The sequence below is a fragment of the Bacillus sp. FSL K6-2861 genome (genome assembly GCF_038630725.1).
Taxonomy (GTDB): Bacteria; Bacillota; Bacilli; order Bacillales; family Bacillaceae; genus Bacillus; species Bacillus velezensis.
The window spans coordinates 861,145-880,992 of the sequence record NZ_CP152037.1 but is presented as its reverse complement, the minus strand read 5'-3'; the positions used below and the strand labels follow the sequence as shown (position 1 = coordinate 880,992).

The following is a 19,848-nucleotide window of genomic DNA, read 5'->3' as shown; positions in this document are numbered from 1 at the left end:
CATTAAATAGTGATAAAGAAAAAGCGGAAACATATGAGAACGGCGGATAAACGCCATGATTGGGCAAACAGAAAATGGGGAATATCTTATAATGCGAAATATGCGGGCGACTGATTGTTAACGCCTGCTAGGAGGTCAACAATGGATACTGGCACTCACGTTGTCATGGGTATCGCGCTTGGCGGAATCGCAACTCTTGATCCTGCCGTCGGCATGCACACCCCCATGTCTCAGGCAGTTATGATCGCCGCTCTTGCCGGCTCTCAGGCACCTGATATTGATACCATATTAAAGCTGAAAAATAATGCCGTTTATATTCGAAATCATAGAGGGTTCACGCACTCCATTCCCGCCGTTTTATTTTGGTCCGTTCTGATTCCGGGTATTTTGTTTATGTTTTATCCGGAAGCGAACTTTTTGCACCTGTGGCTGTGGACGCTTCTCGCTGTCGTTTTGCATGTGTTTGTTGACATTTTTAACGCGTACGGCACGCAGGCCATCCGCCCGTTTTCGAGAAAATGGATCGCTCTCGGTTTAATCAATACCTTTGATCCGTTTATTTTCGTCAGCCATTTGGCCGCGATTGCCGTGTGGTATATCGGAGGTCATCCGGGCGTGACATTTCTGATGCTTTATATCATCCTCGCAGGATATTACGCCGTCCGGTTTTTGATGCAGCTGCGGATAAAGCGAAGGCTGCGCGAAATGATTGAAGAGGAGATTGAAACCATCATTATTTCGCCGACGATGAAATTCAGGCAGTGGCGTATCGCCGTGACGACGGCGCATGCCTTTTATGTCGGCAGAAGCCTTGACGGCCATGTCGTGATATTGGATACATTCAACCGCGTGCCCGTTCCGGAAACCGATGTGATGAAGGCCGCGAAACAGGACGAAAATATTGCAGCCTTTCTTTCATTTTCCCCCGTTTACAGGTGGGAGGTCGATACCTTTAAAGATCATTATGAGGTGCGCTTTATTGATTTGCGCTACCGGAGCAAAGGCCACTATCCTTTTGTCGCCATCGTCCATCTCAGTCATGATTTAGAGCTTCTCTCTTCTTACACGGGCTGGATTTTCAGCGAGGAAAAATTGCAGAAAAAATTAAAGCTCGGCTCTGTTTAAGAGCCGGGCTTTTTTTGTCTTCTCACATATATAGCGGCAAACACGAGGCTGATCACCGATAGAGCGGCCGCGGGTTTAAAAAACGGCGGGTAATACGTTAATTGAATATCGTTTTTTCCTTTTTGCGCTTTAAATCCGATGAAGGAATAATCCGCTTTTTCAATCTGCTCTTTTCTGCCGTTTATCTTCAGCTCCCAGCCTTTTTCATATGGAATCGGAAGCATGATATACGGCGCGCGGGTTTTGTTATCATACGAGATATGAAGCGTATTTCCGCGCCAGCTTAGATCGACCCGCGGTTCTTTTTCCGCTTTTCGGTATGCGCTTTTCAGCGTATCGTATCGTTCTTCATAAAGCGCCAGTCTGTCAAGCTGATACGATCCTTTCGGCAGACGGATTTGGATGTTTTTTGTTTTCGGCACTCTGACAGTAAGATCGTTGACACCTGTTTTGTAAATGGATTGATTCGATTTTCTCGTTGTCGTGTAATCGTTCACTTTTAATGTAAAGCCCTGGTCCTTCGCTTTATTCTTCAAATAAAAGCTGACGTAATAATCGCCGCCGTCCATCTTAGCGGCTTGCGGCGTAATGATCAGGCCGCCGCCGTCTTCGTTTACCGTCAGGATGCCGTTATGATAATCGCCATGTTCGGCCGCTACCTCTGCATGGCCGATCATATTTTTCGCCTCAGGCGCTTTTTTCGTGTTGGTTGTGCTTGATTCCATGACGATCCCGTCAAGCATTGCCCGTTCCCTGGCAAGGGCGGGCGCTTTTTTCAGGCCGCCCTCGTTATATACGCGATCGGCTGTCCGTACGAACGGAAGCATATATTGATTTTGATAAACCGCATAATGGGTTGATTCCATGATTTTTTTGAACCCGTACGGCACGCCGGCCTCGTTTGTTTTTTCCGTCATATAATATTTTCCGTAAAGCAGGCTGTATAAATTAGCCCTGTTTCCTAATGTCGCATAGCGGCTGACGCTTTCTCTGCCCATGTCAATCTGGAGGTCGTTCCAGTAAAAGGACAGCAGATTGCGGTTCAGTATGCTTGAGTATACGCTGAATCCGTTGAACCCGTATATGATCGGGGTGTTATTGAAAACACCGTTCATCCAATCTAAACGGGCAAACGGATCAGGGTCTTTTTCTTTCAGACGCTGAATGAGCTCTGATTGCTCTTTGCCTTTATAGTCAGCACCCGTCATAAAGGTATGCGATACCGTATAAATCTTCCCGCCTTCTGATAAAGCATATTTTTCATATGTATTAGCCGTAAGCACAGCCGTAAGCAAAATGACGGCATAGACGGCGGGCACCGCGCCTTTCAGTCTTGTCTTTGCTGCAAAGAAAGCGGCTATGCTCAGCACCAGAAGAAGGATGACGGGCAGGTTGGCGTGATCAGAAATATCCAGACTGTACCGCCTCACCTGGCTCCAATAGAGCAGAACGACGAGTACGGCGGACATCAGCATACTCTTCATGCTGATGTCTGAAAGCTTAGAAAGCCCGGCTGAAACCGTTCCGGCAATCGTGAAGCACAGGACGTATTCAAACCTGTTCTGCGGAGCTGAAAAACCGTTAAAGGCACTTGCCGCGAACGGACTGAAGTGAAACAGAATATACAGCAGACTGATTCCCGCAAACAGACGGAACAAGCGATTTTTGTATAAAGTAAATGTAAATAGAAAAAGCAAAAAAGCCGCCGGCAGGATGATAATCCGGCTAGAAAATAAAATATTGTCGGAAAAATCAAGCCATGCAATATGCTCTGAATACGGCGGCCGCAGATTATGAAGGTACCCGTATACGACAGGAATAAAGGAAACTGCGCTTATGCCGAACCCGAGAAGACCCGACAGAATAAATATCCTGCATTGAGTGAGCCTTTTCGCCTCATTGCCTTCAAGGGGGATCATCCACCTGAATAAGATATAAACGCCGATGAAAATCAGATTAATATACGCAAAATAAAAGTTGTTGATCAATGTCAGCGCACAGGCGAAGATAAACCACGCCGGCTTTTTTTCCCTGATGATTTTTTCCGCGCCGAGCACGAGCAGCGGCAGCCACACCATACTGTCAGTGAAAAAGTCCCAATACACCTCATGCCGGAAGTAGATAATCGAGACCCCGTACAACACGGCGCCGGCAAAAGCGGGCACCGGCCGTTTGACGAAATAACGGAACACACACGCCGCCGTGAATATGATCAAACTCTGCTTGGCGATGCTGATAAAAACGGAGGCCTGCGCCCAAAACAGCGCATCAGCCTCACCCGTCAGCTGAATAAGCTGCAAAAAGCGGACAGCGGCGGAGATAAACAGGAATAGAAAAGAAGTAGAGAAATAATAGCCGAGCTGACTGTACACGCCCCCGCCCAGTCCGAACGAATAGCTGTAAAACAGCCTGCCGTTCATATATTGATCAAACAGCAGCTTTTTGAAGACCGCCATTTGGGCGATCCCGTCTCCAGACCCCGTCATATAGCGGCCTTGCGACCACTCTTTTAAGAAAAAAATATGAGCGGCTGCCGCAGCCAGCACACAGGCTGCCGGCAAGATCCATTTATTTTTTTTCATACAACGTCCCCAGACCCTGCGCACAGCGGCGGCTGTTTAATGGTTCCACTTGCGCTTTTTTGTATAATTCGTTTCATTTTGTTCTCCGTACGTTATATTCGCTTCTTTAATTAAATAGTGCGGGCGTTTTTTTGTTTCATAGTAAATCCGGCCGATGTATTCTCCGATGATGCCGAGACTCAAAAGCTGGATGCCCCCTAAAAACAGCACGGCGGAAATAATGGTGAAGTATCCGGGTACGGACACGCCGTGTGTCAGAATATGAACAAAGGTCGTTACAATATAAACCATCGACAAAAGCAATATCAGAATACCGGTGAAAAAGCATACCCTAAGGGGCTTGTTGTTGAAGGAGACGACACCGTCCATTCCGTAGTTGAACAGATTGCTGAATGACCATTTGGACGTGCCGTTCTTCCTTTCGACATTTTCATAAAATACGATTTTCTGGTCAAACCCGATCCAGCAGAACAGCCCTTTCGAGAAACGGTTTCCTTCACTCAGCTTCAAAAGGGCATCAACGGCCTGCCGGCTCAGCAGGCGGAAATCTCCGACCCCGTCACGCAGGTCCACTTCGACGGCTTTGTTGATAAATTTATAATACAGGGAAGAAAGCACGGAACGCACGGGGCTGTCCCCTTTTCGGTTGCGCTGCGCGATGACTTGGTCATACCCTTCTTCATAGCCTTGAATGAAGTCTTTCAGCAGATGGGTCGGATGCTGCAGATCGGCGTCCATCACGATTACCGCTTCGCCCTGCACGTGTTCAAATCCTGCCAAAATGGCCGCTTCTTTCCCGAAGTTGCGGGAAAAAGATATGTATTTGACGCGATGGTTTCTGGCGGCCAGTTCTTTAATCTGCTGAAGGGTGTCATCCGCGCTTCCGTCATTGATGTAGAAAATTTCATAGTCATAATGAATCGTCTGAAACTCTTTTTTTAAAGATTCATGAATGAGCTTGACGTTGTTCCCTTCATTGTAAGACGGAATAATAATTGAGATTAACCTTTGTTTCATGAAGGCACCTTCTTTGTATTATTCTTTTTTTAGGACGGCCTTAAAGGAATTGTCCGCAAAACTTCAGTAAGGCTTTTCCTTTTTTTAATGACGTTTAAACCATTTTTTTGTTACAGGGAAAGAAAATTTTTTCTGCATATGGTTTATATTTTGTCATGTTTTTCGGCAGATATGAGAAAAAAAAGAAAAAGTCTGTACGCGGGACAGACTTTATTGCTGAAGGTATTCATGAATCAAATGGCTGACGATGCGCGGTTTTTCGTGAATGACCCAATGTGAGGCATCATCTATGAAGATTAAGTCGCCGTTTGGAATCATCCGTTTTGTTTCCTTGGCGAGCTTTTTGCTCAGCGCTTGGTCATTGACGCCCCATATTAATCGGTACGGAACGGGCATTTTAAGCGGAACGGCAGGGCCTAAACCGCCGGCTCTGATCGCCCGGTACCAGTTCAGCATCGCCGTGAGCGCTCCTTTTCTGCCCCAAGCTTCTTTGTAGCTGTCGACATCTTCCCGTGAAAAAAGCGCCGGTCGTTCGGATAAGCCGATCGCGTGATCCAATACGCGGTAATTGTCTTCAGACAATCTCCGTTCCGGCTTTTCCGGCAGCTGAAAGAAAGCGATATAAGAGCTTTTCTTCCACTGCGGCGGGTAGAACGGTGTGACCTTCCGCATAACCGCCGGGTGCGGGATATTGACCGTGATCAATTTTTCAACGTATTGCGGCCGCGTGGATGCTAAATGCCAGGCCACGGCTCCTCCCCAATCGTGGCCGATGACGACGGCTTTGTCATCTGTAAAATGCGTGATCAGCCCGATAATGTCGTCTCTGAGCGTATCAATGGTATAGTTTTCAATGCCCTCCGGTTTGTCACTGAGATTATAGCCGCGCTGATCAGGCACGACAACATGGTATCCGGCATCCGCCAGCGGTTTGATCTGACTCTTCCAGCCGTACCAGAATTCCGGAAACCCGTGCAGCAGCACCGCCAAAGGACCGTCTTTCGGACCGGCTGAAGCCGTGTGCAGCGTCACTCCGTTTGTTTCGATCATGTGAAACGTAATGTCATTCATCGATTCTCCTCCCCGTTTGATTCAATCTTCTTTCTGTTAAGACGATGATCAGTACGCTGATCACAATCAACAATACGGCCTGAACGATCAGGGCGAACGGCTGAGTCAGCCGGATAAGCAGGCTGCCCGCAAATCCAGCTGCCGCCGAAATAAGGCCGAACAAAATCATGAGGAGCGCACTGAATCGATTGCCTTCTTTCCACTGCGACTCATCCGCCATAGAGCGCTTCGTCCGATATCCGTACAGGCTGTTGATCGACTTCGGCGGAAAAAATGTGACTAAAATGCCGGCCGCAGCCATCAGAAGGCCGCCGATTACCATTATCATATCCCTCACTCTCCTTTTCATCTTTTACGAAAGGAAAGGCGGAAGGTTTCAGAAAAAAAGCAGGCTCATTCGCCTGCCTGAATCTTTATTTTTGAGTTAAGTCGGCCGTTTTCACATAACCTGCTTTCCCGCCGTATGTGACGTACGCCCATTTACGGTCAAATCCTCCGTCATGGCTGAACCCCCAGCCGAGCACATTGACGGTTTCACCCGCTTTAACGGACCCTTTTTTGCCGGTTTCCAAAGTCGGCGTATAAAAGGCGGTTTGTTTCGCGGTCACCGCCTTCACCGGCTGCTTCATCAGAAAATGCGTGGAAATATAGGCTTTGTGCCCTTTGTAGTCAATCTCAGCCCAATCTGTTCCTTGAAGCCGTTTAACCTTTACGGAATCCTCTGAACGAAGCGTGCCGATAATCGCCCCCTGTTTATTTGGTTCTTTGCGGACGTTAAGTTCTCCTGCTTTCACGATATATGTATCTGCTGCGGTGTCTATTTTTGTCTGGTGAACTGCTGCGGCATTCGCTGCCGGATCGAAAAAAACGGTGCCTGCGGCTAAAAATAAGCAAAGTCCTGCGGCCGGAATAAATGCGGTTAACCCCTTTTTCATGTTCATTGTGGTTCCTCCCCGCTATTTTATAAGTTATTACACATTTCCACATTCCGCCGGTCGCCAAACATGATTTTCCTATTTCTTTTATAAAAAAAACCGCCGGACGATATCCGGCGGGCGCACTGCTATGTTAATGCAGGAGACCCCTGCTTTGATCCAAATAATGAGAAACGTCTTCCCGAACGCTCTGGAACATATGGAGCTTGCTGCCGTATGATTCGATCCATTCCTTGACGACGCGTTCCGTCATTTGCTCTCCTTGATACGGGCGGCCGGCTTTTGCGTAAGTCGCTTCGAAATCTCCCCATAAAAGCTCAACCCAAGTTCGCGCTTGCAAATAGCTGAGCATGTCATTTTTCTCAAGCAGCAAATTCGTCAGTTTGTCGATATATGTATTCATGTCTCTGTCTCCTTTCCTTGGGAAAACCTGCTGCTTTTACGCAGCTTGTCACAGGCATATACTAACTTTACGTCTTCAGTCCAGAAGGCGCAACCTTTTGATATTGGCCGAGGGGGAAAACAAATGGTCCGGAACAAGGCAAAAGGATTTCCTAATCAGAACAATAATAAGTTTGAAGGCGAACCGCGGGCAAAGGATGACTACGCTTCTAAACGGGCGGACGGTTCAATTAATTCGCACCCGCAAGAACGCATGAGAGCTTCAGGCAGACGATAACACACACCGTAAGAGACCGGGAATGACCCGGTCTTTTTTTTGCGGAGAAAAACATTCTTTTGCGGTCATAACGCTAAATAAATTCCATAATATGTTAAATGTTCAACCGAAAGCCGGTAGACAAAAAAGGAGGGGTTTTATAAAATGAAGACAGTTTCAAAACGATTGCTGAGCCTTACCGCATTCTTACTGTCAGTTTCATTATTTGCTGTTTCAGCTGAAGCAGCGGGCAGCCCGCAGACATCTGTATCAAACAGCGGTGAGGAGTTTGACGCACATCTGAATCAGCCTGTACAAACAACACAGACATCCCCCGCTTATGAAGGAACGGGTCTCACCAAAAGACAGCTTGCACAAAACAGCAAAGCTGACATCAAGTCATTAAAGCCTTCCAGTATTATTGGGACAGACGAACGAATCAGAATTTCTCCTACAACATCATTTCCATATCGCGCGACAGCACAGCTGACCGTCACATACAGCGGCAGCACAAGCACCTACGGATGCACCGGTTTTTTTGTCAATGCCGACACGATCGTTACGGCGGGACATTGCGTGTATGACCAGAAAAACGGCTGGGCATCGAAAATTACGGCAGCTCCCGGCCGCAACGGGTCATCGTACCCGTACGGCTCTTATTCAGGAAAGACATTCTACAGTGTCAAAGGGTGGACAGAAAACGGTGACACAAACTATGACTACGGCGCAATCAAAGTAAACGGGTCGCCCGGGAATACTGTCGGCTGGTACGGCTACCGGACGACCAACAGTTCCAGTCCGGCCGGGCTTTCCTCAACCGTGACAGGATATCCGTGCGACAAAGTGTCCGGTTCCATGTGGTCGGACAGCAAGCCGATACGTTCTGCCGAGACATATAAACTTACTTACACGACAGATACGTTCGGCTGCCAGAGCGGATCGCCCGTTTACCGCAATTACAGCGACACCGGCCAGACCGCCATTGCCATTCATACAAACGGCGGGTCGTCTTACAATTTGGGAACAAGGGTGACAAACAGTGTATTCGACAACATTCAATATTGGTCAAATCAATAAAGCTTTTGTTTTCTTTCTCGCGGCGGCCGTTTTATGCGGATGCGGCAAAGCGGATGATTCCGCCGCCAAAAAAGCACTGCCTGTTACGCTCCATGTTGAGGATGCAGACGGCTCACCGGCGGCCGGTGTGACGGTCACCGTGATGAAAGCGGCGGAGTCAGATCATCAGCCGAATATAGACCGCGGGGAGATAATAGGCAAGACTGATCACCACGGCGAGATTGCATGGAAAAGCGGCGCGAAAGGAACCTATGCCGTCGTTTTTGAAAAAGACGGAGTACCGGAAACCCGGAATATTTCCTTAGCTGAGAGTGATAAACATACGGTGATCAGCATTACATTGAAACGCTGAAAAAAGCTTGCAGGCGGAATATCCCCTGCAAGCTTTTTGTTATCCTTTATGCATTTGGTATTCATAAACATCTTTCTTCTCTGACAGATGAGCGAACGTGGAAAGCACAAGGCCGAGAGCCGTCATCAGCGCACCGCCGGCAAACAGCCATGAGTAAGATCCCGTTCCCCCGAGAATCAATCCGCCGATCCAGGCGCCGAGCGCGTTTGCCAGGTTAAAGGCGGAAACGCTCACCGCAGCGGCGATTGTCGTGCCGTTTTCAGAGGAAGAAATAACCTTGGTCTGCAAAAGCGGCGGCGTGCCGAACGCACATGCGCCGAACAAAAATGTCGCTGAAACGGCGGCGGCGGGAAAAACAGCGATATAAGGGAAAATCGCCAAGACGCCGATCAAGCCGATCATCACACCGATCATCGTGCGTGTCAGCAGTTTGAGCGGCACTTTCCCCGCGAAGAAATTCCCCGCCACTCCGCCGAGACCGTAGGCAAATAATGCGCCTGTAATGCCGACTGTGCCGAACCCCGCTGAATCTCTTAAAATCGGCTCAATAAACGTGTAAGCGATAAATACGCCTGAGTAGCCGAGAATGGTGATCGCAAAGGAAAAAATCACTTGCTTATGCTTAAAGACACTCCATTCATTCATCAGCATCGGAATCACTTTCGGTTTCCGGTTCGGTACGACCAGCATCAGTCCGATCAGCCCGATCATGCCTAAAACGGAAATAATGAAAAAGACGGCCCGCCAGTTAAGGGCATCCCCTAAATAAGAGCCGAACGGGACACCGAGCATCAGCGCCACGGTTAATCCGCCGTTCATGGAAGCCGCGGCGGCGGAACGTTTTTCAGGCGGCACCATTTCACTCGCAAACACCATGGCGATCGCAAAAAAAGCTCCGTGGATGGATGCGGATAAAATTCTGGAAATCGCCAGCACGGCGAAGTTTGGCGCAAAGACGCTCATCAGGTTGGCAAGGACGAAGATGCCCATCAACCCTAGCAGCACCGGCTTTCTCGGCAGCTTAACCGCGATAATGGTTACGATCGGGCCCGTCAGGCAGACGCTTGCTGCGTACGCCGTAACAAGCATGCCCGCTGAAGATACATGTATATGAAAGTCATCGGCAATCGACGTCAGAATACCCATGACAGCATATTCCGTATACCCGATGGAAAATGTGCAAATCATTAAAACAAAAATCATTAATTTCACTGATGGCTGTTTCATTTTGATATTCAACGCAAATCGCCTCCTTTTTATTAAAAAAACAACGAATTCCATCTTAAAAGATATCAAAAATGAATTCAATCATTTTTTACTGAAAGGTTGAAACGAATGTGCCCGAAAAGAAAAAGAGGCCGTAACCGGCCTCTTTTGTTATTTTTTTTCTTTTAAAACGGAAATCGGCAGTGCTTCTTCCCCGTCAGACGGGGAAGATCTGTGTCCCCAGGCGAATACGCCGTTGATGTAATCAATGCGGAAAGTGTCATTAGAACCTTCTATCTGATACACCCCGCCGGGCCGAAAGTCTTCCGGGTTCAGCATGTAAGCTTTGGCCATCGTAATTTTCCGTTCAAGCACGGCCAGTTCATTTACAATGCCCATCTGTTCCGCTTTTCGCGCTTTTTCCGTCAGTCCTGCAATTTCTGTCTGTAGTTCATGAGGCGTCATTTGACTGTATCGTTTGTCCATTTCAGTTTACTCCTCTTCCTGCAAGAATTGATCAATATCGTCAATCGAGAATCCTTTTCTGAATAAGTACTGTTTAACCTTCATTCCGCTTTCATAACTGCCGTCATAGCGGTATTTCCTGATCGCTTTTTCCGCATGAGCCTTCAGAGCCTCCATCTCGGCTTCATCATCATTTTCATACTCCGTCTGCTCCAGAGCGGCATTGATGACGTCGAAAGGGAAACCTTTTCGCTGAAGCTGCATCTGCGCCCGCTGTTTGATCTCTTTTGTGGACAGCTTTTTGTCCTTTTTCAGGATTTTGCCGATATGTTTCAGCGCTTCTTGTATTTGCTCATCAAATGTAAACGCACTGAGCGTCTCCTTGATGGTATCGTCGTCTATTCCTTTCGCTTTCAGCTCGCGGAACAGGACGTCAGGGCCTTTGCCGTTTGTTTTTTTGTGGGTGCTCGCATAGGCTTCCGCAAATTCTTTGTCATTTAAGTAGCGGTAATCGTACAGTTTATGGATGACTTCAGAAATGACCATGTCCGGCGTTTCTTTTTTCTTCAGATGATCCCGGACTTCTTTTTCAGAGCGCATCCGGTATGATAAAAATTCTACGGCGCGGTTAAAGGCTTTTTTCACGTCATCGCCGTACTGGATTTCAAGAATGTCAAGCTCGTCCAGTTCTTTCCCTTTTTTCAGGTCAAAACGCACAAGCACGTCGGCGTCGACGCTGAATGCATATTTCTCATCAAGAAAGATGTTGAAGCGCTCGGTATTTTTCTTTTGGGTCGATATTTTTGTAATAAACGGCATCCCGGTCTCCTTTCCCGCCCCAATGTTCAGGCGTTTTTCTTTTTGGCAAATGAGGTACAGTATATGTATCAACGTGTAAGGAGAGATGGATATGAATATCGCGATGACAGGCGGCACTGGTTTTCTGGGCCGGCATCTGACAGGTGTGTTTACCCGCCGGGGACATCATGTCTATATTTTATCAAGAAAACAGAGAGAAACCGAACAAAAAAATGTGACATATGTTCAATGGCTGGCCGAAAACGCGGCGCCTGAGCGCGAGCTTCCCCCTATTGATGTATGGGTGAACCTCGCCGGCAAATCCATCTTTGACCGCTGGACGGACACAACGAAGGAACAAATCATCTCAAGCAGAATAGAAGCGACGAGAGAAGTCAGACGGATTATAAAGCAGCAGCCGAAAAAACCCCGGGCTTTGATTCAGGCCAGCGCCGTCGGCATTTACGGCACAAGCACAGAAAAAACGTTCACCGAACAGTCAGATACGTCAAATGAAGATTTTCTCAGTCATACGGCTCATATGTGGGAACGTGAAGGCCAGAAAATTGAAACGCTCGGCATCCGGACGGTATATGCCAGATTCGGGGTGATGCTCGGTGAAAAAGGCGCCCTGCCGCTCATGGTTCTCCCTTATAAGCTGTTAGCCGGCGGCACCATCGGCTCTGGACGGCAGTGGCTGTCATGGGTTCATGTCGATGACGCCGCGGAACTTATTGCTTTTGCGGCGGAGCATGATGACTTGTCCGGTCCCATGAATGTGACATCGCCGAACCCCGTGGAAATGAAGCAATTCGGAAAAACGATCGCAGGCGTCCTGCACCGCCCCCATTGGATTCCCGTACCGGAACTTTTTCTGGAGAAGGCCTTGGGAGAAATGAGCCTGCTGATCGTAAAAGGCCAGCGCGCCCTGCCTAAGCAGGCGCTGACATCCGGTTTTCAATTTACGTATGAAGAACTTGATTTGGCTTTAAAGGATCTCTTATCTGCATAAAAACGGAAATAAAAGCCAATCCTATTGGTATTCTGTTTTGAAGGAGGGTCTTCTTTTATGGAAAAGAAGCGCGAAAAACATCAGCAGGGAGCCAATCTGAAAAAAATGCAGGAAGTCCTTTATTCCGGTGAATTCAAAAAAGCGGAAAGAGCAGCCAAACGGAAATAAACTGAATAAAGATCGGGATTGGGCAGATACTATGTTTGTTTGATATCACTTTTTTCAGGGGGCGATTGATATGGGCAGAAATCATACTCACAAAAACCGTGATAAAAACAAACAAAAACTTCCTCAAGTTCCGGATGCTTTGAAACGCGAAACAGACGGCACATATGAGGAATATTCAAGCGAGCTTGCTGATTCCGCTGACCGTGAAGCGCAGGCGCGGATGAAAGCCGCTGACAACAGAGCTAAAAGCAAAACCCGCTAATACGAAATCCCCGCCTCTGTAGTGAGACGGGGATTTTTTTACAACTCGGTAAACAGGCTTTTTGCCGGCGTCCGTTCTTTCGCCTTAGGCTGTTCATCAGGATAGCCCGTTTGAATGATGGCGGCAAAGCGCTCATTGTCAGCAAGGCCGAAGTCTTGGTGCACCTGTTTGTCATACATAATGCGGCCGCTTTTCCAGACCATGCCGATGCCGTTTTCATGTGCGAGAAGCTGAAGGTTTTGAATCATGCCGCTCAGCGCCGCGAAATCATCGTTTCTCGTAAATTCATTTTCATCTTCTTTTAAGACGACCAGCAAAAATCCCGGAACGGCGCTGAGGTTTTTTCTCATGTTCCGCTCTTTTTCCTCGTTGAAATCATCTTTTATCTTTTTGAAAAATGAGACGTAGCTGTCCGCAAGCTTTGCTTTTCCCGCTTCGCTTGCTGCGTAGATAAAACGCCATGGCTCCGTCAGTCTGTGGTTCGGTGCGTAAACGGCCGTTTCAAGCATATCTAATATGACTTCAGAAGGTACGGTTTCCGGTTTAAACGACCGGATGGATCTTCTGTTTCTGATTGTATGTGCAAGACTTTCGTTTTGCTGTAATTGTTCGGTTTTCGGCATGCCGATTCACCTTCCTATCCAAATGAAAATGATTATCATTTATAATATAACGGATACGACCGGCTTTTGTAAACCGTTACGGAAGCTGAAAATTGATTGTTTCGGCATACACGGCCGTTCCCGTCATCTTGATGTTCATCTCTCCGTTTTCCTCCGTGATCCTGATTTCCACTTTTCCGTCTTTCCCGATTTCCTGGCCTTGTTCAATCGTGAGGCATTCGGCTTCGGAGCCTCCGTATTGCCGCATATAGGCTGCCATGACGCCTGAAGCGGTTCCCGTGACGGGATCTTCGGTCGTTCCGGAGAAAGGGGAAGAAAAATGGCGTCCGTGCAGATCACTTTCCGGATGAACGGTTTCCAGAGAAAACGGATGAACGCTCGCTTTCGGAAGATCGCGCAAAATAGCGGGGAATTGTGCGTTGTCCGGCACCATATTCCGTGATGCTTTAAGTGATCTCAGCGGAACAATCAGTGTCCAGATCCCCGTTGATCCGTAGACAATCGGCAGCCCGCTGTGAAAATCCTCAGCCGTAATCCCGAGCGAGGCCGCAAGCTTTTCTTTGTCGCCCGTAAACGGCAGAAATTGCGGGGGAGCCTGATCGAGTGTGATGTATACCCGGCCGTTTCGTTCAGCGGCTTTTGCGGGAAGAATGCCGGCTTTTGTTTCAATTTGATATGTCTGATCAGCCTGAAGCCTTCCCTTTTCAATTAATGCGTAAAGAGAGGCGACGGTAGCATGTCCGCATAAATTCATTTCGTGGCCGGGTGTAAAATAGCGGATGCGCAGATCGGCTTCCCCGCTTTTACAGAGAAATGAGGTTTCATTGTACCCTGCCATTTCGGCGATCATCTGCATCTCTTCATCTGAATAATCATCTCCGTTAAAGACGATTCCCGCGGGATTTCCCAAATCCGGAATATCGGAAAACGCTTCATATTTAAACACGGTTGCCTGTTTCATTCATCAGCCTTCCTTTCACCTTATGATCATGTTATTCAGTATAACAGAGTAAAATTAGAATTTTTAGTTAATTATTCAAAACCAAAAAAAGACGCCTTTTAACGGCGTCTTTTTTTGGTTTTTCCGATCAGGCGGGTGACGAGGATCATCGTGACGGACAGCGATCTGTTTTTGCGGTACGCCAAGTATTTCCCGCGCCACTCCGGTTTGTATTTTTCTTTAAAGGCCCGCAGCCCGCTGAAGCTGTACATATACCGGACGTTGTTGAAGATGACGGCCGCGATTCTTTCCGACCAGAAAGATGTAAAAGCCGTACCTACGTTTGACAAAGGCGCCATGCCCATATTGAAGGTGGTATAGCCTTTTTCCTGCGCCCAGAGAAACAGACGGATGAAAAGCGCGTCCATAATACCGTTCGGCGCGCTTTTCCGATAACGCATCAAGTCGACGGATATCTCGCCTTCCTGATACATCGGCATCAGGTTGGCAAAAGCGATGATCTCCCCTTCCTCGTCTTTCACGTAAGCAATCGGCGCCTGTTCCAAATAATCCCGGTCGAAGAAACCGAGAGAAAAACCTTTCTCTTTTTTCGGTCCGAGCCATTCGTCCGAAATGTCTTTCAGTTTGGCGATAAACTCGGAGGAAAACGGCGGTTCCCCGACATGAAATGTGTAGCCTTCGCGGTCAAATTTGTTGTTAATCGCCCGCAGCCCCGCTTTTTTCTTACCTGAGAGCGTAAAGGCCTCCATATCCACGAACGCTTCTTCTCCAAGCTTGAAGAAGTTATAGCCGAAGTCATGGTACAGCGCCAGATCTTCACGTTCGATCTGATAAAACATGACACTCAGCCCCTGCTTATGCGCTTCATTCAGAAATTCCTCAATCACAAGCGGAAAAGAGTCTCTCTGTCCTGACGGATCCCCGAGCACGACAAGCCTTCTGGAAATCTGGCTGAACAATAAAAGCGCTTTGCCGTCGCTTGAGAAATAAAACCGCTTATCCCCGAGAAAGCCGAGATGGCTGAGCGCATTTCCGCCTTCTTCCGCCAAAAAGGACTTCAGCCGTTCAGGATCGGCCTCTTCTCCGATCGGCTTCGATCTTTTATGATAAAAGAACGTAAACAAAAGGAAAAACAGCGGCACAACAATAATGGCCGTCATCGTGGCATATGTAATGTGCGAATTGTTATGGACGAAATAGTCGTGGCGCAAGAGCCGATTCATTTTATCCCAAATAAAGCCGGCAATGAGATTGTAGTTAAACAAGGCGATAATAAACAGAGCGGCCGCAAAAATCATCTGGCCGAGCGTATACGAAGCCTGCTCTCTGATAAACTGCCGCTTTAACAGCACAAGCAATACGATGACGACAGGCAGAATAAAGATCGCGCTGATGTTCAATCCTTTTAAGAAACTGAACACAAAACCGCCGACCAGCGCGGCAACCGCCATTGAATAAGAACGTTTCGTCCGTTTGTATAATTCAATCGGCAGGATTAAAAGAATCAAAGCCGCGCTTAACGATAACGCGTTAAACGCAAGGAGCGCCGGGCGCGGAATATGCGGGATGACCGTCTCCCTGTCAATCGGCAGGGCGACGGACGCCAGCACGACGACTCCCGCCATGAAAACCAAAAGCGACAGCGAACCGTAAAGTACCCTGATTAAGATAGCGCGCTGGAATACGAGAAGCACGTTCGTCGTTTCCACAGCAGGCGCCATCTTCGGATTTGATTCCAGCCGTTTAAGCGTATTTTCCGTTAAATCGCCAGCCGCAAAGAACAGCCCGAACACAAACGGAATAAATGAATACACAATCCGGTAGATGACGATGGATGTCACAACCGCCTCCTGCGGAAAGCCCATATTCTGCATGCCGAGCAGAAACAGAAGGTCAAACGAACCGAATCCTCCCGGCACAAGACTGATGATTCCCCCGATAGCGGCAATGGCAAATACCCCGAATACATGGCGGACATCCGCGTGAATTCCCATGACATACAGGGAATAATACATGACGACAGCCGCCGCAAACCATTCGGCAAACGATGCCCCGATATAAGAAAAAACCGGATGCCTCGGTTTTGCTTCACCGTCTTCTGCGCCAGCTTTTTTATTGTTGATCCCAGCGGCGATTAAGGCTGCCGGCACAATAAGCGCCACTCCGGCGATAACAGCCCACAGCCACGGTTTCTCACCTGTAATCTCTCCAACCGGCAGAACCCGGGCGATGGTCAGGATACTGAAGACGGACAGCCCGAGCAGCGCTGAGGACGTAAGCCAGGCGATGCCTGCGACGAGGCGTTTTACGTCATTCGTATGTTCTTTGTATAGCATCGTCCGCAGCCCGACACCCGCCAGACCGCCGAATCCAAGGACATTGTTAAAGGAATTGGCGATAAAAGAGACCCTGAATACTTTCCAATTCGGAATGTTGAGGCGAAGCGTCCGTTTCAGCACAAAGTCATAAAAGGACATCGCGCTGACGGCAAGAAGGCCGAGCAGAACGAGAATAAATAAATCGTAACGCTCAATCCCGTTAATAATGTACAGCGTTCGTTTAAAAGAAAGGTCTGTCAATTCCTTTTTGGACTGATAAATGACTAAAAGCAAAACTGCAATAGGAAATAATACTTTTAATATCGATAAGGCATTCTTTTTAGTCAGCAATGTTCTCTCCAATCATCATAAAATAGCTTATTTATTTTAATTCCCCCAATAATCTCCAACATATTATACACTACCACCTCACATTCAAACAAAACTCGTCTGCAACTTTCTTTCTCTGATTAAAATCAGTAATATGATATGCAGGAGTATAAATGAGGAAGTGAGACGATGGATTATAATCTGCATGATACAACAGTATTAAGCGGCGATATTTTTTCTCCTGAGGAACGGGATATTTGGGTGCTGTACATGAAAGTGATGACATCGGCGGGGCTCGGCGATGTATCGGAGTGGATGAAGCTTGATATGAGCATGCCGCAAATGAAAGTGCTGATGCTTCTGAACAACCACGGGACGCTTAAGGTGAGTGACATAGCGGAGAAAATGGGCGCTTCCCTTTCAAATACGACGGGGCTGCTTGACCGTTTAGAAAAATCATGTTTCATTACACGCGCTCCGTCAGAAGAAGACCGCCGTTCAGTCGTCGTTCAATTAACGGAAAACGCGAAAGATATTTTCCGCAGCCTTTATCAAAAAGGACATGTAAAATTGAAGCGTTCATTGGAAACGCTGACCGCTGAAGAAAAACAAACGGTCAATCAAGGGCTTGCCATTTTGGCAAGAGCGCTTGATTCTTCCAAACAGGGATAGAGGTGAAAAAGGCCTGCCGGTATCGGCGGCCTTTTTTTGTTTGACATTTAATTCACTTGAAGTGAATAATATATTCGAAGTGAATTAAAAACAGGAGGATTGATCAGTATGCCGGAGCCATTGCAAACAGAAAAAAACCAGAGCCGGGCCATCACTCTCTTTACGATCGGTGTGTTCATGGCGGCGCTGGACAACGGAATTATTTCCGCTGCTCTGACGACGATGAACAGCTCTTTTGATGTTTCTCCTTCATGGGGATCGTGGGGAGTGACCCTTTACACATTGGGACTCAGTGTCAGTGTGCCGATTGTCGGCAAGCTGTCGGACCGATACGGGCGGAAAAAGCTGTTTATGATGGAAGTCGGGCTGTTCGGACTCGGCTCTTTGCTTGTCGCACTCAGTCAGAGCTTCCCGATGTTTTTGGCGGCACGGCTCATTCAGGCGCTTGGCGGCGGCGGAATTTTTATTATCGGGAGTTCGCATGTGCTGGCCGTGCTTCCGAAGGAGAAACAGGGGAAAGCTCTCGGGCTTTTAGGGGCGATGAACGGTATGGCGGCCGTCCTCGGACCGAATATCGGGAGCTTTTTGCTTGATGTAACCGGATCGTGGCATTGGCTGTTCTTGATTAATCTGCCGATTGCCGCCGCTTTGGTTGTGTGCGGCGGTTTGTTTATCGCTGAAACGAAAGAGCCTGAGGCGAAACGGCTTGACCTCGCCGGCACAATGCTGCTGTCTCTTGCGATCTTATCTTGCATGATCGGTATCACGAATCTCGATGGGGCGAAGCTGTCAGAAAGCATAATGAACGTAAAGGTGTACGGTTATCTTTTGGGAGCTGCACTTCTCTTTCTGGTGCTGCTTAAGGTCGAAAAGCGGGTTGAAAACCGAGGGGGCGATCCGATTCTCGCCTACTCGCTGCTGCAAAATAAAGTGTTTCAATGGACGCTCGTCATCGGATTTTTATCGGGAGGGCTGCTCGCTGCGGTCATTTTTATTCCTTCTTATGCGGAGCAATATTTGCACGTATCGGCGGAGAAAGCGGGTTATTGGATGACGCCGCTCGCGTTGGCGTCAGGAATCGGAGCGTGGCTCGGCGGGGCGATCACGGATAAAAAAGGTCCGGTCTTTTCCGCGGTTGTATCAGGCGCCATCGCATTTGCAGGCTTCATCCTGTTTCCGTTATGGGTGACGGATAAATGGGAATTTGTCACAGCGAGTGTCATTGCGGGGATCGGTTTCGGATTTCTGCTCGGGGCTCCGCTGAATGTGCTTGTATCAGAAACGGCGGGCCAAAACAAAGGAACAGCGCTCGGCACGCTGTCACTCGTAAGGCAGGTCGGGCTGACCCTCGCTCCGGCTTTATATGCCGGCTTCATTACAGCGGGCTTTGACCGGATCGGAGATGACATCAAAAACCGTTTAGCGAAAAGCGGCATTCCCGCTGGTCAGGCGCAAACGCCGGATATCGGCGGCGGACTTTCTTCGTTGCAGGAGCAGGTAAGCCGAATCCCCGTTCCCGCTGTCAAAAAAGCGGTTTCTGATGCGATTGAAGCGGGCATTGCCAGCGGCTACCACCATCTTTATACGGCAGCCGCCGTCATTTCATTATGCACGATTGTATCTGCGGCTGTTTTGGCGTTTTTCCGAAAGCCGGCATCCTCTAAGACAGATGCCAGCCCATCCGCCGGGAAAGCTCAGTAATATGGGCGATGTGATGTTCAGAGTGCCAGACATATAGTCCTAGCGCTTGTTCCAGCGTAATCGTCTCTTTAGATACAGGATGGAAGTATGTCCGTTTGAATTGGGCTTCCGTCATGGAGCGCAAAAGAGCGGCCCATCTTCTGTGCAGGATCGCTAACAGCTCAAGCGCATCCCCGCAAGCGGCGGTTTTGGAATCATGAAGATCGGCCCAGCCTTTTTCATCATAAGGACGGATTTCCGGTTCATTCTCCGTTAAGCTCAATTTAAACCGGGTATAGCCGTTCATGTGGCTGTCCGCCAGATGGTGAACCACTTGGCGGACAGTCCATCCCCCTTCGCGGTACGGCGTATCAAGCTGACTGTCCGACATCGCTCTGACAGCTTGTTTCAGTTTGGCCGGAGCGTGTTCCAGCGTATTGATCCATTCTTGTTTCTGTCCGGCCGAAATCGATTCAGCCGGCTGATATTCTCCAATCGGATAGCTGAGAGTTTGTTTTTCCATTTTTGTCTCTCTC

22 protein-coding genes are annotated in these 19,848 nt (G+C 48.3%); 9 read left to right on the top strand and 13 right to left on the bottom strand.

Annotation, left to right across the window (positions count from 1 at the left end):
- Positions 1–141 precede the first annotated feature (141 nt).
- The gene (locus NYE62_RS04290) at positions 142–1,125 is read left to right on the top strand and encodes a metal-dependent hydrolase (RefSeq protein WP_003155481.1); all 984 of its coding nucleotides are present in this window, start codon (positions 142–144) and stop codon (positions 1,123–1,125) included.
- Here the strand turns inward: NYE62_RS04290 and NYE62_RS04285 are convergent.
- The 6 genes from NYE62_RS04285 to NYE62_RS04260 all read right to left on the bottom strand — a co-directional run bounded on the left by NYE62_RS04285 (position 1,122) and on the right by NYE62_RS04260 (position 7,133).
- Positions 1,122–3,707: a YfhO family protein gene (locus tag NYE62_RS04285; RefSeq protein WP_342497261.1), complete on the bottom strand. Its 2,586-nt coding sequence runs from the start codon at positions 3,705–3,707 to the stop codon at positions 1,122–1,124. The genes NYE62_RS04290 and NYE62_RS04285 overlap by 4 nt on opposite strands.
- Before the next feature lie 36 nt (positions 3,708–3,743).
- Positions 3,744–4,724: a glycosyltransferase family 2 protein gene (locus tag NYE62_RS04280; RefSeq protein WP_003155484.1), complete on the bottom strand. Its 981-nt coding sequence runs from the start codon at positions 4,722–4,724 to the stop codon at positions 3,744–3,746.
- A gap of 210 nt (positions 4,725–4,934) precedes the next feature.
- Positions 4,935–5,795: an alpha/beta hydrolase gene (locus tag NYE62_RS04275; RefSeq protein ID WP_015417065.1), complete on the bottom strand. Its 861-nt coding sequence runs from the start codon at positions 5,793–5,795 to the stop codon at positions 4,935–4,937.
- On the bottom strand, positions 5,788–6,123 hold the full coding sequence (locus tag NYE62_RS04270) for an SdpI family protein (RefSeq protein WP_062623301.1): 336 nt from the start codon (positions 6,121–6,123) through the stop codon (positions 5,788–5,790). Before NYE62_RS04270 ends, NYE62_RS04275 begins: the two co-directional genes overlap by 8 nt.
- 85 nt (positions 6,124–6,208) lie before the next feature.
- Complete coding sequence (locus tag NYE62_RS04265) at positions 6,209–6,736, bottom strand: SH3 domain-containing protein (RefSeq protein WP_062623300.1); 528 nt, start codon at positions 6,734–6,736, stop codon at positions 6,209–6,211.
- A 127-nt stretch (positions 6,737–6,863) separates the two neighbouring features.
- Entirely contained in the window at positions 6,864–7,133 is a 270-nt protein-coding gene (locus NYE62_RS04260) for a YfhJ family protein (protein ID WP_003155492.1), read from the bottom strand.
- Positions 7,134–7,256: 123 nt separating this feature from the next.
- Here NYE62_RS04260 and NYE62_RS04255 point away from each other — a divergent pair, with 123 nt between their 5' ends.
- The 3 genes from NYE62_RS04255 to NYE62_RS04245 all read left to right on the top strand — a co-directional run bounded on the left by NYE62_RS04255 (position 7,257) and on the right by NYE62_RS04245 (position 8,817).
- A complete protein-coding gene (locus NYE62_RS04255; RefSeq protein WP_003155495.1) occupies positions 7,257–7,409 on the top strand; it encodes a small, acid-soluble spore protein K in 153 nt (50 codons plus the stop codon).
- Positions 7,410–7,553: 144 nt separating this feature from the next.
- Positions 7,554–8,465, top strand: coding sequence for a serine protease (locus NYE62_RS04250; protein WP_014417237.1), 912 nt, complete (start codon positions 7,554–7,556; stop codon positions 8,463–8,465).
- Complete coding sequence (locus tag NYE62_RS04245) at positions 8,428–8,817, top strand: DUF2606 family protein (RefSeq protein WP_144664956.1); 390 nt, start codon at positions 8,428–8,430, stop codon at positions 8,815–8,817. The genes NYE62_RS04250 and NYE62_RS04245 overlap by 38 nt, the downstream gene beginning before the upstream one ends.
- A gap of 39 nt (positions 8,818–8,856) precedes the next feature.
- Here the strand turns inward: NYE62_RS04245 and NYE62_RS04240 are convergent, their stop codons facing one another.
- The 3 genes from NYE62_RS04240 to recX form a co-directional block, all read right to left on the bottom strand.
- Positions 8,857–10,050: an MFS transporter gene (locus NYE62_RS04240; RefSeq protein ID WP_144664963.1), complete on the bottom strand. Its 1,194-nt coding sequence runs from the start codon at positions 10,048–10,050 to the stop codon at positions 8,857–8,859.
- Positions 10,051–10,194: 144 nt separating this feature from the next.
- Positions 10,195–10,509 carry a YfhH family protein gene (locus NYE62_RS04235; protein WP_077391961.1) on the bottom strand — a complete coding sequence of 105 codons (315 nt, stop codon included), beginning with the start codon at positions 10,507–10,509 and terminating at the stop codon, positions 10,195–10,197.
- Positions 10,510–10,515: 6 nt separating this feature from the next.
- Positions 10,516–11,307, bottom strand: a complete 792-nt coding sequence (gene recX, locus NYE62_RS04230; RefSeq protein WP_053573608.1) for a recombination regulator RecX — start codon at positions 11,305–11,307, stop codon at positions 10,516–10,518.
- Between the two features lie 91 nt (positions 11,308–11,398).
- On the opposite strand from recX, the gene NYE62_RS04225 reads away from it, so the two are divergent.
- From NYE62_RS04225 to NYE62_RS04215, 3 genes are all read left to right on the top strand, one after another.
- A complete protein-coding gene (locus NYE62_RS04225; protein ID WP_144664955.1) occupies positions 11,399–12,298 on the top strand; it encodes a TIGR01777 family oxidoreductase in 900 nt (299 codons plus the stop codon).
- 57 nt (positions 12,299–12,355) lie between these two features.
- A complete protein-coding gene (locus tag NYE62_RS04220; RefSeq protein WP_003155504.1) occupies positions 12,356–12,466 on the top strand; it encodes a YfhE family protein in 111 nt (36 codons plus the stop codon).
- Between the two features lie 70 nt (positions 12,467–12,536).
- The gene (locus tag NYE62_RS04215) at positions 12,537–12,728 is read left to right on the top strand and encodes a YfhD family protein (RefSeq protein WP_003155508.1); all 192 of its coding nucleotides are present in this window, start codon (positions 12,537–12,539) and stop codon (positions 12,726–12,728) included.
- A gap of 38 nt (positions 12,729–12,766) precedes the next feature.
- On the opposite strand, the gene NYE62_RS04210 is transcribed toward NYE62_RS04215, so the two are convergent.
- From NYE62_RS04210 to mprF, 3 genes are all read right to left on the bottom strand, one after another.
- Positions 12,767–13,351, bottom strand: coding sequence for a nitroreductase (locus tag NYE62_RS04210; protein WP_007408549.1), 585 nt, complete (start codon positions 13,349–13,351; stop codon positions 12,767–12,769).
- Between the two features lie 76 nt (positions 13,352–13,427).
- Positions 13,428–14,312 carry a PhzF family phenazine biosynthesis isomerase gene (locus tag NYE62_RS04205; protein WP_094032653.1) on the bottom strand — a complete coding sequence of 295 codons (885 nt, stop codon included), beginning with the start codon at positions 14,310–14,312 and terminating at the stop codon, positions 13,428–13,430.
- Between the two features lie 98 nt (positions 14,313–14,410).
- On the bottom strand, positions 14,411–16,981 hold the full coding sequence (gene mprF, locus NYE62_RS04200) for a bifunctional lysylphosphatidylglycerol flippase/synthetase MprF (RefSeq protein ID WP_144664954.1): 2,571 nt from the start codon (positions 16,979–16,981) through the stop codon (positions 14,411–14,413).
- A gap of 168 nt (positions 16,982–17,149) precedes the next feature.
- On the opposite strand from mprF, the gene NYE62_RS04195 reads away from it, so the two are divergent.
- Entirely contained in the window at positions 17,150–17,632 is a 483-nt protein-coding gene (locus NYE62_RS04195) for a MarR family transcriptional regulator (protein ID WP_012117110.1), read from the top strand.
- Positions 17,633–17,740: 108 nt separating this feature from the next.
- On the top strand, positions 17,741–19,333 hold the full coding sequence (locus NYE62_RS04190) for an MFS transporter (RefSeq protein WP_144464539.1): 1,593 nt from the start codon (positions 17,741–17,743) through the stop codon (positions 19,331–19,333).
- On the opposite strand, the gene bstA is transcribed toward NYE62_RS04190, so the two are convergent.
- Positions 19,293–19,835, bottom strand: coding sequence for a bacillithiol transferase BstA (gene bstA, locus NYE62_RS04185; protein WP_144664953.1), 543 nt, complete (start codon positions 19,833–19,835; stop codon positions 19,293–19,295). The two genes, NYE62_RS04190 and bstA, sit on opposite strands and share 41 nt — an antisense overlap.
- Positions 19,836–19,848 lie beyond the last annotated feature (13 nt).